Source organism: Dietzia sp. ANT_WB102, assembly GCF_008369165.1.
In the GTDB taxonomy this organism is placed as follows: domain Bacteria; phylum Actinomycetota; class Actinomycetes; order Mycobacteriales; family Mycobacteriaceae; genus Dietzia.
This window is the reverse complement of sequence record NZ_VOBA01000003.1, coordinates 1-13,181: the sequence shown is the minus strand read 5'-3', so window position 1 is coordinate 13,181 and position 13,181 is coordinate 1. Positions and strand designations below refer to the sequence as shown.

The following is a 13,181-nucleotide window of genomic DNA, read 5'->3' as shown; positions in this document are numbered from 1 at the left end:
CCAACAACCCGCTGCACGGATCTCACAGAAACCACCACACCGGGCCATCACACGAGCACGCACCACCGGGGAAAACGCTGACACGCTCACGCCCCCTCACCCCTCCCGGCAACCGAATACATCGACCGGACAGACGCCCCAATCGACTGCCACGCACGCAACTCCGCATCCAACGCACGAGCCGTACGATCCGCATGCCGGTAAGCCACATCCGCCGCATCCCTAGCGGCACGCTCACCAGCAGTCGCCAGAGTCGCCGCATACTTCTTCTCGTGAGCCGCCCCCTCGTGCGCCATGTATGCGCGGGCGAACGCCAGATCATGCGCGTGCTCAGCCTCGAGGAACAGCCCGTACCGTTCAGAGCAGACAGTGACGCCCTTGGACATACGGTTCGACACGTCACGGATCGACTGCTCGATCTGCACCGGGTTAAGTACGTCGGTCACGACGCCACCTCCGCGACAGCCTCACGAACCGCCACAGGATCAGCCTCAAAATCAGCAATCACGCGATCCACAACCTTCGGATCATTAACGACCCGAAGATTCACCCCGCCACCCTGCGGAGTCAGCTTCCACGCCGTAAACGCCGCAGCATCAACCTCATACGCGGCCAACAGATCCAACAAGTTCTGCTTCGACCGCTGCAACGGAGTCATCTGCCGATTACGAACCTCTTCAGCCGACGCGACACCCTTCTTCGTGTCGCCCGCCAACGCGGCCACAATCGCCCGACCCCACGCCGCAGTCTCCGCGTTCTGCATCTCCGAGTCGCGGGTGAACTGGGTAGGCCCCGGCACTGGCTCCCACGCCGTCCCGATACCAGGACGAGGATCATCCGGGGTGCGGTACGCGGCAGCCGTGTAGACGATGAACGACTTGTTGTTCACCACCAGCAGCTCGTACTTGACTTGCTGCATCGACCCTTCGGGATACTGCCGGCGAAACTCCACTAGGCGTTGTGCGACGTCTATGTAGTCCAGGGGTCCCTTGAACTCAGCCACGGTCGCCCCCCTCAATAGCGAGGGCATCGTCTAGCGACAGGATCCCGCGGGAAAGCATTGACTCCACCAGAGCGTCAGCCCCACCGTCCTCGTGATCCGGCTTATGCGGCACCCACCGCACAGTCGGGGCACCAACCGTTTCCGTCACAGTGACGCCAGGAACCTGGGTTCCCCGCTTCGCCGCCTCAATCACCGACGAACGGCCAGCCGAGGACAGCCCGATAACCGTTTCACCGAAGTTGTCCACCGCCCACTCGAGAGCAGCAGCCTCGTCATCAATGGCTACAGACACGGACTTGCGTCCACGAGCCACCTGCAACGACCCGATCTCCCGGCCAGCGTCATCAACGATGTAGTCCGTGCCGCGGGACACCTTCTCGTCCTGGTAAGCCTCCTTATCGGTGGACTGCTGGCCCTTGATCTTGCGGGCCATCCAATCCAGCACAGCTAGGCGTCGGCCCAACTCTTGAATGCTCATTGCGTTTCCTTTGCGTGGATTCGGTTGCGCCACACGAGCACATCGAGCGGGCCACATTCGGCCAGCAGCTCGGACTCGGTGGAACCGTGGGTGTCTGGTTGGGTGACGCAGTACCAGCGGCCATCGACCCACGACCAGATGTCGGAGTCCCTGTCGATGACCAGCGCCTCAGTGGGGATCATTGGTAGTCCTTGAGATAGGCGAGTGCCTGTCCGGCGAGATGTCGGGCGGTGTCGATCTCCCACTGGGCGCCACCGGCCAGTGCGGACAGCATCACTTCGATGGTTCGGGCAAGTTCGTCGCGTTCCTGGCGTAGCGTCTCGGCTTCGACCTGCAACACACCGCGGGCACGGGCAACTTCGCTCAGTACGTCACCCGTGGGGGCCGCATCCCCACAGGCCCCCACGGGGAGATTCGGGGGAGTCACCAGAACTCCTTGCGTCGGGCGCGTTCCTCATCCGCCCACACCGAGATGCGGTCCTGACGGAGCACGTCGCACTTCTCCGCGATCAACCAGCCGTCAGCCAACGCGGAATCAATCTGCGCTTCGGTCCAGTCCAGCTCGCGGCGTTCCTCACGCAACGCTTCTTCCGCTGCGTCCCACTCGGCGTCAGAAAACTCCGAGTCCGGGACCGCGTACCTGTCCAGCGGGTTCACCACGACCACCCCGCCACCACGTCAGCCACCAACGCCGGCCCGCACACGATGAGCACAAACACGGCGACGATGCCGATGACGTTTCCCACCTGGCGCCAGAACGAGACCGGATTCCAGTTGGAAGACGCCAACCGGCACGCCTCGTCATCCATCGCCGCCTGCACATCAGCAGACACGAGCCCCTTACCGGCGGGATGCCGCAGCATCGCCTCAGCGCGGGCATCCATGTCAAGCCAGCGGGCCATATCGGTGTACGGGTCGATACTCATGCCGACACCCGCTCGCTGTTGTCTGCCAGCAGCGCCAGCGCCACACGTAGGTGGTTTTCGATCAGACGTTCCCGCGACGACCAGACCGGTGCGCCGTACAATCTGCCGATGTCCAGACCGAGCGTGCGGGCGATGACAACGGCCTCACTCAGCCGGAATGGCCTAGAACCTGCCAGCATCTTCGAGACCGTGGTGTGGTAGATGTGCGGCAGCCCTGCGTCGGTGAGTAGCTGCGCGCATTCGGCCTGGGTTATCCCCAGCGCGTCCATCGCAACCTTCATCTCGCGGGCGAACTCGATGTCGGGGTTCATGCCGCCACCGCCAGATCCAGCGTGCGGAAACCCAACCTGTCCGCCGCCTGAGTCACCGACCAGCCATGAACATCCATCAGATATTCGGCCAGCCAACGCCGTTCCTCCCGGCCCTCCGGGATGTCGACCGGGCGCCCGTGATGCAGACGGAGAGCGACAACCCAGTCACCCTTCACCGGGGAACGCATGTACTTCTTGCTCATCACGCGGCCCTCCACACCTGGTTCTTCGACGCGTGCCGAGACGCGCGATTCGTCCTCGCGCGACCCATCGACACGATCTGCCCGGTGCGGGCGCGGGAACCGATGATCGCCGGCACCACGTTCGGGGAATGCGGGGTCAGGTCGTTGGGGATGAGGTCGTGTACCTCGTCGGCGGTGAATGCGCGCCTGGTAGCGATGAGTAGGTCCACTGCGGCGATGGCTGCGGCCCGGTAGTCGGCGGGGGAGTTTTCGATGACGCGGGCGGTGCCCTCGTCTCGCAGGTGTTGTCCTGCGCTGGATGCTGTAGAGTGCATCTCAGATTCCTTTCGTGGGGATTCGTTGCCCGTCACCAGTTGCCGCTGGTGGCGGGCGTTTTTTATGCGGCGAGTGTCTTCTCGGCGTAGTCCTCGACCGCGGTCCTGGTGAGCACGTACGGGCCGTTGGGTCCGTTGAGTTTTCCGAGGGGTGTGATTGCTCCGGCTTCGATGAGTCGGATCACGGTGCGGCTGGACTTTCCGAGAATGACGCCCGCTTGGGTGCTTGTGAGCAGTTCCGTGGGTGTCATGTGGATCACTATGGTGCATTGCATCACGTCGGTCAAGCGACACGCCGGATAAACTTTCATCAATGTAATACTTGACCCACGTCGGACACGTGCCACATACTGTGTCTATGACACACAGCATCCAGCCCAACGGCGTCCCGGAACTCACCCTCGGATGGCGCATCCAGATGGCAATCGACGCCGCCGGCCTCAAGCAGACAGACCTCATGGACTACTTCGAACTCAGCCGCGGCACCATAAGTAGGTGGTGCCGCGACGATGGAGTCCCACCGAAGCGGCACCAGATCATGCAGATCGCCCTCATGACTGGCGTCAACGCCACCTGGCTCGAAACAGGAAAAACCCCCACCGGAGGCGGCGGGGGCGAAGAAAACACGGACTATGGATTAAAAGTCCGTAGCTCTACCAACTGAGCTATAGGGGCGTTGGTCACGATACCGTCCGTGTCCGTGGCTGGTTTAACCGCCCGGCAGTCGGTGCCCTACACTGGACTCCGCTGCGGACCGGGGCACCCCGGACGTGGCGCAGGCCCCCTTCGTTTAGCGGCCTAGGACACCGGCCTTTCACGCCGGCAGCGCGGGTTCGAATCCCGTAGGGGGTACGCACATCCGAGATCCCGGCCACCAGCAGGTGGCCGGGATCTCGCGCATTTGTGGTCCCGGCGGGCGGGTGGTCCGGATTCCGATGGAGGCTCCGTCGACTTCGTGCAGGTAGGACTCGAGTCGAGCCGGGCGGGCGCGCCATCAAAGTGTCGTTGAGCTGCACGGATGTCGCCGATTGCCTGCTGATTTGCGTTATGGTCGGGGCGTCTACTAATGTTCTTTCTCGTGCGAAGAGCACGGCCCTGTGGCGCAGTTGGTTAGCGCGCCGCCCTGTCACGGCGGAGGTCGCGGGTTCGAGTCCCGTCAGGGTCGCCAGAGACAACCGGCGCATTCGGTGTTCACCGGATGCGCCGGTGGTCTTATGGCCAGGTAGCTCAGTTGGTACGAGCGTCCGCCTGAAAAGCGGAAGGTCGCCGGTTCGATCCCGGCCCTGGCCACAACGGTGACGAACGCGCCGGAGGGAACACTCCTCCGGCGCGTTCGTCGTTTCGGGGATCCTCCGCCCTTCGTTATAGCGTGGACGCCATGCCATCGACTGCCCCCGAGGTCTCCGACGTGCCACAGAAGTCCCAGGCCGGGCCTCGGTGGGGGATCGTCGCCGCGGTCAGCGGGCTCGTCGCCGTCCTCCTGGCGATCATCGTGCCGCTGCTGCCGGTCACCCAGACCACCACGAGCATCAGTTGGCCCGAGGCAGGCACACTCGACCCGGTCACGGCTCCGCTCGTCGCGTATTACCCACTCGATCTCACCTTGGACGTGCCGTGCTCGGCCGTCCGACAACTGCGCGAGCAGGGTCGTGAGGACGGAGTGCTCGTGTCGACCGCGCCCCGCCAAGCGGGGGAGAATTCAGCTGCCCGCGCTCTCGTGGTATCCGTGGCCGGCCCCAACGTGGAGGTCCGCAGCCGCAACGCGCTCGTTGCTTCCGCGCCCACCGACGCTGTCGCCGGGGCAGGGGCGTGCTCGACGATCCACGTCACGGCCGACTCCGGGTCGACCGGTGCCGAGTTCGTCGGTCTCAATGTCGACGGGCAGGGCGTCGGGGGCCGCATCGACCAGGACCTGCGCCCGCAGGTGGTCGGCGTGTTCACCGACCTCAAGGGCGCGGTACCGGAGGGCATGGCCGTGAACATCACGGTCGACTCGCGCTACACCACCCAGGCGACCGCGATCAAGCAGATCGCGATCGTTTTGGGCATCCTCACGATCATCGTCGCGCTCGTCGCCCTGCACCGGCTCGACCTGCGCGACGGGCGGGTCGCGCGTCGCATCCTCCCGCCGGGCTGGTGGAAACCGCGACCGCTGGACCTACTGGTCGTCGTGACTCTCCTGGTGTGGCACGTCATCGGGGCCAACACCGCAGACGACGGCTACATCCTCACCGAGGCCCGCGCTGCCGTCTCGAGCGGCTACATGCCGGAGGTGTTCCGCTATTACGGCGCCCCGTACGCGCCGTTCGGGATGCCCTACTACCTGTACACCGCGATGAGCGCCGTCTCGCTCGGTAGCATCTGGCTACGACTACCCGCGTTGCTCCTGGGCATCGCCTCGTGGATCCTGCTGTCCCGGGAAGTGATCCCGAGGTTGGGCATCGCCGCCCGCGGCGCCCCGGCAGTGAGGTGGAGCACCGCCGCGGTCTTCCTCGCGTTCTGGCTCACCTACAACAACGGCCTGCGGCCCGAACCGATCATCGCGTTCGGCGTCCTGGCGACCTGGGTTTCGCTCGAGCGGGCGCTCGCAACGGGCCGACTGCTGCCGGCCGCGACCGGGTTCATCATCGGCGGACTCACCCTGTCCGCTGCGCCGACGGGCACGTTCTGCATCGCCGTCATCATCGCCGCGTCGCGGCCGCTGCTGCTGCTGGTGATCCGGCGAGCGAGGCGGGACGGATGGGTGCCCACCGTCGCGCCGCTGCTGGCTGCCGGCCTGGGCGTGCTGCACCTGATCTTCCTCGACCAGCCCCTGGTCACCACGCTGCAGTCCTCCGCGCTGCTCGGGGACGTCGGCCCCGCCGGCAGCTGGTATGAGGAGGTGTGGCGCTACGGGTGGCTGATGAACCCCACCCCGGATGGGTCCCTGGCCCGCCGCTTCGCGGTGCTCGCCATGCTGCTGTCCCTCATCACCTGTGCGGCGATCCTCTTCCGCAAGGGGCGAATCCCCGGGGTGTCTGGTGGGCCCGCCCGCCGCATCGTGGGTTTGGCCGCCATCTCCATCGCGTTCATGGCACTCAACCCGACCAAGTGGACCCACCACTTCGGCGCGTTCGCCACCATCGGCGCGGCGCTGGCAGCGCTGGTGACCATGGCCGTCCTCCCGGCTGCGACCAGGTCGCTACGAAACCGCATGCTCTTCCTGGCCGCCGTCCTGTTTGTGCTCGCTCTGAGCTTCACCTCCACCAACGGCTGGTGGTACATCTCCATCTACGGAATCCCCTGGGGAGGCACCCAGCCCACGATCGCCGGGGTGACCCTGTACTCGGTGTTCTTCGCGCTGATGGTCCTCGCGCTTCTTGCCGCGCTGTTCCTGCACTACCGGGAGCCGTTCATCACGCGGACCGGGCCGGCGCGGCCCGGGGACGACCGCGGGCCCCTGCTCCGGTTCGCGCGCGAGGTCTCACATGCCCCTCTCGGGCTGGCGGCGGCCCTCGTCGTCGTCGTCATCGTCGCCTCGATGGCCGCAGCGGTCCGTAACCAGTACCCCGCCTATTCGGTGGGCCTGCAGAATCTCCGCGCGCTTTCGGGCAAGCCCTGCGGGATCGCGGACGCGGTCCTCGTCGAGCCCGACGCCAACGCCGGACTGCTCGCCCCGGTCGGCGAGCCCCGGAACCAGCTCGAGGCCGGGGGCGAAGCGGTCAAGTTCGCACCCGACGGGATCCCCACCGACCTCACCGCCACCCAGGCGGTAGAGACAGACACGCCCGGTACGGGCGAGGGCTCCGACACCACCTCGACGACCGCCGGGACGGAGGGCGGTGTGCGCGCAGGCGAGGGAATCAACGGCAGCCACTCCGTCCTCCCGTTTGGCCTCGACCCGGCCCGGGTGCCGGTCCTCGGTAGCCACCAGTTCGGCGCGCAGCTCAACGCAGAGACGACGACCGACTGGTACCCGCTGCCCGAGCGGTCCGAACAGAACCCGCTCATCACGATCGGGGTGGCCGGGTCCATCGCCCGCGACGCGGTGCAGGTGGAGTACTCCACCGGCGGCGGCAAGTTCGAGGTGGCGGGCTCGGTGCTGCCCATCGACATCGGGCCCGCCCCGTCCTGGCGCAACCTGCGCGTCCCGGTGGACACGCTGCCCGCCGAGACCACCGCGATCCGGCTGGTCGTGCGCGACCTCGACCCGGACCCGTCGCGGTGGATCGCGATCACCCCGCCTCGCATGCCCGAGCTGATCACGATGCAGGACCTGGTGGGCGACACGACCCCGGTCCTGCCCGACTGGGCAGTGGCGTTCCACACCCCCTGCCTGCGCCCGTTCGAGGAATACGCCGGCATCCATGAACTGCCCGAATATCGCGTCCTGCCCGATCGCGGGCTGGCGGTGAGTTCCACCAATACGTGGCAGGCGTGGGACGGCGGCGGGCCACTCGGGTTCATCGAGCTGCTGCTCAAGGGCGAGACGGTGCCGACCTACCTCGAGCACGACTGGGACCGGGACTGGGGATCGCTCGTGCGGTACACCCCGCTCGTGCCGGAGGCGCGCGAGGCGACAGTCGAGCACGGGGAGGCCGTACGGTCGGGACTGTGGAACGGCGGGCCGCTCGCCCGCTGACCGGCTAGCATCGGTCCCGACGCTTTTACAAGGACTTCCAAGTAACAGCGTTCAGGACCCTGGCGACGACAGACTGGAGACACGCATGTCCGTGACGGAGAAGCAGTTCGAGAACATCCTGGTGGAGCAGAAGGACCGCGTCGCGGTCATCACGCTCAACCGCCCCAAGGCACTTAACGCGCTGAGCAGTGCCATGGAAAAGGAGGTCGTCGAGGCGGTTGAGGCACTGGACGGCGAGCCCGGGGTCGGTTGCATCGTCATCACCGGTTCGGAGAAGGCCTTCGCGGCCGGCGCCGACATCAAGGAGATGAAGGACAAGACCTACCCGGGGATCTACCTTGAGCGCTTCTTCCACGACTGGAAGCGCCTCACCACCGCACGCACGCCGATCATCGCCGCAGTGTCCGGTTTCGCCTTGGGCGGCGGCTGCGAGCTGGCAATGATGTGCGACATGATCATCGCCGGCGATAACGCCAAGTTCGGCCAGCCCGAGATCACCCTCGGCGTCATCCCGGGTATGGGCGGTTCACAGCGCCTCACCCGCGCCGTCGGCAAGGCCAAGGCCATGGACCTGTGCCTGACAGGCCGCCAGATGGACGCCGAGGAAGCCGAGCGCTCCGGCTTGGTCGCCCGCGTCGTTCCCGCGGCCGAACTGCTCGACGAGGCCATGAAGGTCGCCGACAAGATCGCCTCCATGAGCAAGACCACCGCCATCGTCGCGAAGCAGGCCGTCAACCGCTCCTTCGAGACGACCCTCGAGGAGGGACTGCTCGCCGAGCAGAACGCCTTCTACGCGCTGTTCGCCACCGAGGACCAGACCGAGGGCATGTCGGCGTTCGCGGAGAAGCGCAGGCCCGAGTGGCGCCGCTGAGCCAGAGGCAGAAGCACGGGCACCTCGCCGGGGCCGCGGGCGCCCACCGCGCCCCCGGCGAGCCCCTGCCTGTGCTCGTCCTGACCGGCTACTTGGGTGCCGGAAAGACCACGCTGCTCAACCACCTGCTGTCCGGCACGCCGGGCCTGCGCATCGCGGCGATCGTCAACGACTTCGGCGAGATCGACGTGGACGCCACCGCCGTGGCCGGCCGCGTGGACTCCATGGTCTCGCTGGCCAATGGCTGCGTGTGCTGCGAGATCGACGCCAGTGAGCTCAGCGAGACCCTGACCACACTCGCCGACCCGGAGCTGAGCCTGGATCTGGCGGTCATCGAGGCCAGTGGGCTCGCCGAGCCGCCGGTCCTGTCGCGGATGGTCCACGACGTCCCTCGCGACGTGGCGCGCCACGCCGGGATGGTCCAGGTCGTCGACGCCGAGGGCCTCGACGACGCCATGGCTAGGCACCCGGGACTGGCGGCGCACCTGGCGGAGGCCGACCTCGTCGTCGTCAACAAGTGCGACCTTGTCACCCGCGAGCGGTTCGGGGAGCTCCGCGCGACGATTCGCGCCCACGCCCCGCGCGTGGCTGTAGTGCCGGCGGTCCGCGCCGCGGTCCCGGCCGGGTTGCTACTCGACATGGCGCCCGACAGTGCGCCCACCGCAGACGGCGGCGGCCACTCACACGGCGACCACGCACACGGCGGCCACTCGCACGGCGGCCACGAACACCTCCACGAACACCTCCACGACGGCTACACGGCGGTCACCGTGACGCCCGCCGGACACCTCCATCCGCGTCGCTTCCTCGCCGCGGTCTCCGCACCGCCGACCGGCGCGTACCGCGCCAAGGGCACACTGACCATGGCCACCGCGGACGGCCCCCGTCGCTACGAGGTGGCCCTGGTGGGCCGCCGGTTGGAACTGCGCGCGGGGGGAGAGGGGCCGGAGGGCCTGGTGGTGATCGGCGTGGCGATGGACGACGACGAGGTGGCCGGCTTCCTCGACGAGGTCGTTCTGGTCGCCGGGGAGACGGTGGACGCGACCGCGGAGTTGGGCTTGCACCCGTACCTGATCGGCGACCCGGACTCCAGCGATGTCGAGGAGTGGATCTATGACGAGCAGCGCGCGGCGCCCGTCACCGGGGCCGCCGCGATGCTGGCGGATCCCGAGGATCCCGAGGCATTCGATCCAGCTTTCACTCCCTGACCGTCTCGTGGGGATGAAGCGGCAACCGGTACCCCCGATGACCTGACGGCTTTCTCATGTTTCGGTTCGGCGTCACCCCGTCCACGTGCGTATAGTGGCGCTGACGATGGCGGAGTGCCGCACCGGCAGGGGGGGCCTACCTACTGCGGTGGGGGGGGGCCGCACAGACGAGGGAGGAGACCTCGTGGACGAGGACAGTACGGGCCGCGGCTCGAACGGCGCCGGGGACGCCCAGCGACGTAAGCGCGACCTCGCCTCGGTGCGCAGTGCGATCGCGGCGCTGCGCGAGGCCACGGGGATCCCCGTGACGATCGGTGGTGTCGTCGGTGAGGGCCACACGCTCGTCCTGTCCGAGTCCCTCGGCATGCGGACCTCGGCGATGAAGGATCTCAAGGTCCACTACGGGGCCGGCGTCGGCGGGCGGGTCATGGCGACCGGCAAACCGGTCGGCGTTGCCGATTACCCGCGGGCCGGTGTCATCACCCACGAGTACGACCTCCCGGTACTCTCCGAGGGCCTGCGGTCGATGGCGGCGATCCCCGTGGTGGTGGGCAAGGACGTCCGCGCGGTGATCTACGCCGGCGTCCACTCTTCGGTCCGGTTCGGGGAGAAGGTCCTCAACCAGATGGCGGCGACCGCCCGTGCGTTGGAACAGGAGATTGCTGTCAACGACGCGTTGGCGGCCCGGGGCGCCGCCCCGGTCGGACCCGGCTCCGGCGAGGGCCGGTGGGACGACGTGCTGTCCAACGAGCGGATGCGCGAGACGCACGCCCGCCTGCGGATGCTCGCGTCACGCACCGAGGATCCGGACGTGCGCGCCGAGCTCGAACGCATCTGCGCTGAGATGGTCTCCCCGCCGCCCGAGATGCCCACCGCGCGGCTGTCCCGCCGCGAGCTGGACGTGCTGGCCTGCGTCGCGCAGGGCAAGACCAACATCGAGACCGCCGCCGACATGGGGATCGGCGCCGAGACGGTGAAGAGCTATCTGCGGTCGGTGATGCGGAAACTCGACGCGCACACCCGTTTCGAGGCGGTCAACGCAGCGCGCCGCATGGGCGCGCTGCCCTGATTGCGCCGCCTTGATCACGCCGCCTTGATCTCGCCGCCCCGGGTGCGCGCCGGCGAGGCCGCCAGCCCGTGGCCTCGGCTCAGCCGCGCTCGCCGCCGGGCACCCACAGGACGTCGCCCTCCGGGTTCGCGACGCGACCCAGGACGAACAGCAGATCCGACAACCGGTTGAGGTACTTCGCGGGAAGGACCGAGGTCGTCTCCGAATTGGACTCCACGGCCGCCCACGCCGAGCGCTCCGCGCGACGGGTAACCGTGCGCGCGACGTGAAGGTACGCGCCCCCAGGTGTCCCGCCGGGCAGGATGAACGATGTGAGGTCCGGTACCTCGGCGTTGAACTCGTCGATCCAGCCCTCGAGCCGGTCGATGTAGGACTGCTCGATCCGTAGGGGCGGGTACTTCGGATTCTCGACCACCGGCGTAGACAGGTCGGCTCCGGCATCGAACAGGTCGTTCTGCACGGTCCGCAGAACAGCGACGACACGGTCGTCCAACCCGCCGAGGGTCACGGCCACGCCGATCGCGGCGTTGGCCTCGTCGCAGTCCGCATACGCGACCAGCCGCGGGTCGTTCTTGCTGACGCGCGAGAAATCCGACAGGCCCGTGGACCCGTCGTCGCCGGTCCGGGTATAGATCTTGGTCAGATGAACAGCCATAACAGCCAACCTACGCTGCGGAGGGCCGCCGTTCCTCGGATCCTTCCCCCGTCTCACCTAGGGTGGGACCGTGAGCGCTAATCCCACATCCCGCGAGGAGAGCTTCCTCGTCCGAGGCGGCACCCGACTGTCAGGCGAGATCTCCGTTGCCGGTGCCAAGAACAGCGTGCTGAAGCTGATGGCCGTGGCACTCATGGCCGAGGGGCGGACGACTCTGACCAACTGCCCGGCCATCTCCGATGTGCCGGCGATGGCCGATGTCCTGCGCCATCTCGGGTGCACGGTCGAGATCTCCGGCGATACCGTCGTGATCGACACTCCAGCCGAGTTGGGGCACGTGGCCGATGACAAGGCGGCACAGCGTCTGCGCGCATCCGTGTGCATCCTCGGTCCACTGGTCGGACGCCACCACCGTGCGGTCCTCGCCATGCCCGGTGGCGATGCCATCGGTAGCCGCCCACTCAACTGGCACCAGAACGGACTCAACCGGCTCGGCGCGCGCACCCACATGGACCACGGCCGGTTGGTCGCCGAGGCCACCGAACTCAGGGGGGCGGACTACGAGCTGAGCTTCCCGTCGGTCGGCGCCACCGAGACGTTCGTGACCGCAGCCGTGCTGGCGGAGGGCACCTCGGTCCTAAAGAATGCAGCCCGCGAGCCGGAGATTGTGGACATCTGCGACCTGCTCAATGAGATGGGTGCGCAAATCAGCGGTGCCGGAACGAGCACGATCACCATCCGCGGCGTAGACGGACTGACCCCGGTCAGTCACCGGGTCATCGGGGACCGGATCGTCGCCGCCACCTGGGCCATGGGGGCCGTCATGACCCGGGGCGACGTCACCGTCACCGGAATCGACCCCATGTTCATTCACGTGGTGCTGGAGAATTTGCGCGCAGTGGGCGCACACGTGGAGACCGGTCCCGACTGGATCCGTATCTCCCAGGACGGCCGCCCGCGGGCCCGCGACATCCGGACCCTGCCCTTCCCCGGATTCCCCACGGACCTCCAGCCGATGGCGATCGCGCTCGCCTCGGTCTCCCAAGGGATGTCGGTGGTGACAGAGAACCTCTTCGAGGCGCGCTTCCGGTTCGTGGAGGAGATGGTGCGCATGGGTGTGAATGCGGAGACGGACGGGCACCACGCCAAGATCGTCGGCCGGGAACGCTTGGACTCGGCGACCGTCTGGGCAAGCGATATCCGCGCTGGCGCAGGTCTTGTGTTGGCGGGCATGTGCGCAGACGACGTGACCGAGGTCTGCGAAATCTTCCACATAGATCGCGGTTACTCCGACTTCGTGGGCAACGTGCGGGCGCTCGGCGGTGAGATTGAACGAGTCCCCACCAATCGGTGAAGCACGGACCGCTGGGTGCGTGCCGGCGCGGAGCTTGTGGTTGTGGGGGCTGTTGGGTGGTGGTCGTGGCGGGATTGGGTGTCTGACCTGGCGATTAGTAGTTTCGTCGCGGTCCGTGTAACTTTATCGGAGCCGCCAGGGAGCGGGCCGGAGCCGAGAGGCGAGGGT

The 13,181-nt window shown here is 67.2% G+C and carries 18 protein-coding genes and 3 tRNA genes; 9 read left to right on the top strand and 12 right to left on the bottom strand.

Annotated elements, in window-relative coordinates; translation table 11 throughout:
* Positions 1-86: 86 nt before the first annotated feature.
* The 11 genes from FQ137_RS14540 to FQ137_RS14490 all read right to left on the bottom strand — a co-directional run bounded on the left by FQ137_RS14540 (position 87) and on the right by FQ137_RS14490 (position 3,486).
* Positions 87-446, bottom strand: coding sequence for a hypothetical protein (locus tag FQ137_RS14540; RefSeq protein ID WP_149293353.1), 360 nt, complete (start codon positions 444-446; stop codon positions 87-89).
* Positions 443-1,003, bottom strand: a complete 561-nt coding sequence (locus tag FQ137_RS14535) for a hypothetical protein (RefSeq protein ID WP_149293352.1) — start codon at positions 1,001-1,003, stop codon at positions 443-445. The genes FQ137_RS14540 and FQ137_RS14535 overlap by 4 nt, the downstream gene beginning before the upstream one ends.
* Positions 996-1,481: a hypothetical protein gene (locus tag FQ137_RS14530; RefSeq protein WP_149293351.1), complete on the bottom strand. Its 486-nt coding sequence runs from the start codon at positions 1,479-1,481 to the stop codon at positions 996-998. The genes FQ137_RS14535 and FQ137_RS14530 overlap by 8 nt, the downstream gene beginning before the upstream one ends.
* The gene (locus FQ137_RS14525; RefSeq protein ID WP_149293350.1) at positions 1,478-1,663 is read right to left on the bottom strand and encodes a hypothetical protein; all 186 of its coding nucleotides are present in this window, start codon (positions 1,661-1,663) and stop codon (positions 1,478-1,480) included. Before FQ137_RS14525 ends, FQ137_RS14530 begins: the two co-directional genes overlap by 4 nt.
* Entirely contained in the window at positions 1,660-1,908 is a 249-nt protein-coding gene (locus FQ137_RS14520; protein ID WP_149293349.1) for a hypothetical protein, read from the bottom strand. Before FQ137_RS14520 ends, FQ137_RS14525 begins: the two co-directional genes overlap by 4 nt.
* Positions 1,905-2,138 (bottom strand): hypothetical protein, encoded by a 234-nt coding sequence (locus FQ137_RS14515; protein ID WP_149293348.1) that lies wholly within the window; start codon positions 2,136-2,138, stop codon positions 1,905-1,907. Before FQ137_RS14515 ends, FQ137_RS14520 begins: the two co-directional genes overlap by 4 nt.
* Positions 2,135-2,407, bottom strand: a complete 273-nt coding sequence (locus tag FQ137_RS14510; protein WP_149293347.1) for a hypothetical protein — start codon at positions 2,405-2,407, stop codon at positions 2,135-2,137. The genes FQ137_RS14515 and FQ137_RS14510 overlap by 4 nt, the downstream gene beginning before the upstream one ends.
* Positions 2,404-2,718 (bottom strand): helix-turn-helix transcriptional regulator, encoded by a 315-nt coding sequence (locus FQ137_RS14505; protein ID WP_149293346.1) that lies wholly within the window; start codon positions 2,716-2,718, stop codon positions 2,404-2,406. The genes FQ137_RS14510 and FQ137_RS14505 overlap by 4 nt, the downstream gene beginning before the upstream one ends.
* Positions 2,715-2,921, bottom strand: a complete 207-nt coding sequence (locus tag FQ137_RS14500; protein ID WP_149293345.1) for a hypothetical protein — start codon at positions 2,919-2,921, stop codon at positions 2,715-2,717. Before FQ137_RS14500 ends, FQ137_RS14505 begins: the two co-directional genes overlap by 4 nt.
* Positions 2,921-3,235, bottom strand: coding sequence for a hypothetical protein (locus FQ137_RS14495; RefSeq protein WP_149293344.1), 315 nt, complete (start codon positions 3,233-3,235; stop codon positions 2,921-2,923). The genes FQ137_RS14500 and FQ137_RS14495 overlap by 1 nt, the downstream gene beginning before the upstream one ends.
* 62 nt (positions 3,236-3,297) lie before the next feature.
* Positions 3,298-3,486: a helix-turn-helix domain-containing protein gene (locus tag FQ137_RS14490; RefSeq protein ID WP_149293343.1), complete on the bottom strand. Its 189-nt coding sequence runs from the start codon at positions 3,484-3,486 to the stop codon at positions 3,298-3,300.
* A 107-nt stretch (positions 3,487-3,593) separates the two neighbouring features.
* Between FQ137_RS14490 and FQ137_RS14485 the strand changes: the two genes are divergently transcribed.
* From FQ137_RS14485 to FQ137_RS14450, 8 genes are all read left to right on the top strand, one after another.
* Positions 3,594-3,899: a helix-turn-helix domain-containing protein gene (locus tag FQ137_RS14485; protein WP_149293342.1), complete on the top strand. Its 306-nt coding sequence runs from the start codon at positions 3,594-3,596 to the stop codon at positions 3,897-3,899.
* Positions 3,900-4,014: 115 nt separating this feature from the next.
* Positions 4,015-4,087 (top strand) — tRNA-Glu (locus tag FQ137_RS14480).
* A 239-nt stretch (positions 4,088-4,326) separates the two neighbouring features.
* Positions 4,327-4,403 (top strand) — tRNA-Asp (locus FQ137_RS14475).
* A gap of 48 nt (positions 4,404-4,451) precedes the next feature.
* Positions 4,452-4,525, top strand: a tRNA-Phe gene (locus tag FQ137_RS14470).
* Positions 4,526-4,613: 88 nt separating this feature from the next.
* Positions 4,614-7,856: an arabinosyltransferase domain-containing protein gene (locus FQ137_RS14465; protein ID WP_149293341.1), complete on the top strand. Its 3,243-nt coding sequence runs from the start codon at positions 4,614-4,616 to the stop codon at positions 7,854-7,856.
* Positions 7,857-7,941: 85 nt separating this feature from the next.
* Complete coding sequence (locus FQ137_RS14460) at positions 7,942-8,727, top strand: enoyl-CoA hydratase (protein WP_149293340.1); 786 nt, start codon at positions 7,942-7,944, stop codon at positions 8,725-8,727.
* On the top strand, positions 8,715-9,935 hold the full coding sequence (locus tag FQ137_RS14455; RefSeq protein ID WP_149293339.1) for a GTP-binding protein: 1,221 nt from the start codon (positions 8,715-8,717) through the stop codon (positions 9,933-9,935). The genes FQ137_RS14460 and FQ137_RS14455 overlap by 13 nt, the downstream gene beginning before the upstream one ends.
* 184 nt (positions 9,936-10,119) lie before the next feature.
* On the top strand, positions 10,120-11,004 hold the full coding sequence (locus FQ137_RS14450) for a LuxR C-terminal-related transcriptional regulator (RefSeq protein WP_149293338.1): 885 nt from the start codon (positions 10,120-10,122) through the stop codon (positions 11,002-11,004).
* A gap of 79 nt (positions 11,005-11,083) precedes the next feature.
* On the opposite strand, the gene FQ137_RS14445 is transcribed toward FQ137_RS14450, so the two are convergent.
* Positions 11,084-11,659: a cob(I)yrinic acid a,c-diamide adenosyltransferase gene (locus FQ137_RS14445; protein WP_149293337.1), complete on the bottom strand. Its 576-nt coding sequence runs from the start codon at positions 11,657-11,659 to the stop codon at positions 11,084-11,086.
* A 70-nt stretch (positions 11,660-11,729) separates the two neighbouring features.
* On the opposite strand from FQ137_RS14445, the gene murA reads away from it, so the two are divergent.
* The gene (murA, locus tag FQ137_RS14440) at positions 11,730-13,013 is read left to right on the top strand and encodes a UDP-N-acetylglucosamine 1-carboxyvinyltransferase (RefSeq protein WP_149293336.1); all 1,284 of its coding nucleotides are present in this window, start codon (positions 11,730-11,732) and stop codon (positions 13,011-13,013) included.
* Positions 13,014-13,181 lie beyond the last annotated feature (168 nt).

Coding starts and splice junctions, on each gene's coding strand:
- FQ137_RS14530 (WP_149293351.1), bottom strand. CDS start 1,481: ATGAGCATTCAAGAGTTGGGCCGACGCCTAGCTGTGCTGGATTGGATG.
- FQ137_RS14525 (WP_149293350.1), bottom strand. CDS start 1,663: ATGATCCCCACTGAGGCGCTGGTCATCGACAGGGACTCCGACATCTGG.
- FQ137_RS14510 (WP_149293347.1), bottom strand. CDS start 2,407: ATGAGTATCGACCCGTACACCGATATGGCCCGCTGGCTTGACATGGAT.
- FQ137_RS14505 (WP_149293346.1), bottom strand. CDS start 2,718: ATGAACCCCGACATCGAGTTCGCCCGCGAGATGAAGGTTGCGATGGAC.
- FQ137_RS14500 (WP_149293345.1), bottom strand. CDS start 2,921: ATGAGCAAGAAGTACATGCGTTCCCCGGTGAAGGGTGACTGGGTTGTC.
- FQ137_RS14495 (WP_149293344.1), bottom strand. CDS start 3,235: ATGCACTCTACAGCATCCAGCGCAGGACAACACCTGCGAGACGAGGGC.
- FQ137_RS14490 (WP_149293343.1), bottom strand. CDS start 3,486: ATGACACCCACGGAACTGCTCACAAGCACCCAAGCGGGCGTCATTCTC.
- FQ137_RS14485 (WP_149293342.1), top strand. CDS start 3,594: ATGACACACAGCATCCAGCCCAACGGCGTCCCGGAACTCACCCTCGGA.
- FQ137_RS14465 (WP_149293341.1), top strand. CDS start 4,614: ATGCCATCGACTGCCCCCGAGGTCTCCGACGTGCCACAGAAGTCCCAG.
- FQ137_RS14460 (WP_149293340.1), top strand. CDS start 7,942: ATGTCCGTGACGGAGAAGCAGTTCGAGAACATCCTGGTGGAGCAGAAG.
- FQ137_RS14445 (WP_149293337.1), bottom strand. CDS start 11,659: ATGGCTGTTCATCTGACCAAGATCTATACCCGGACCGGCGACGACGGG.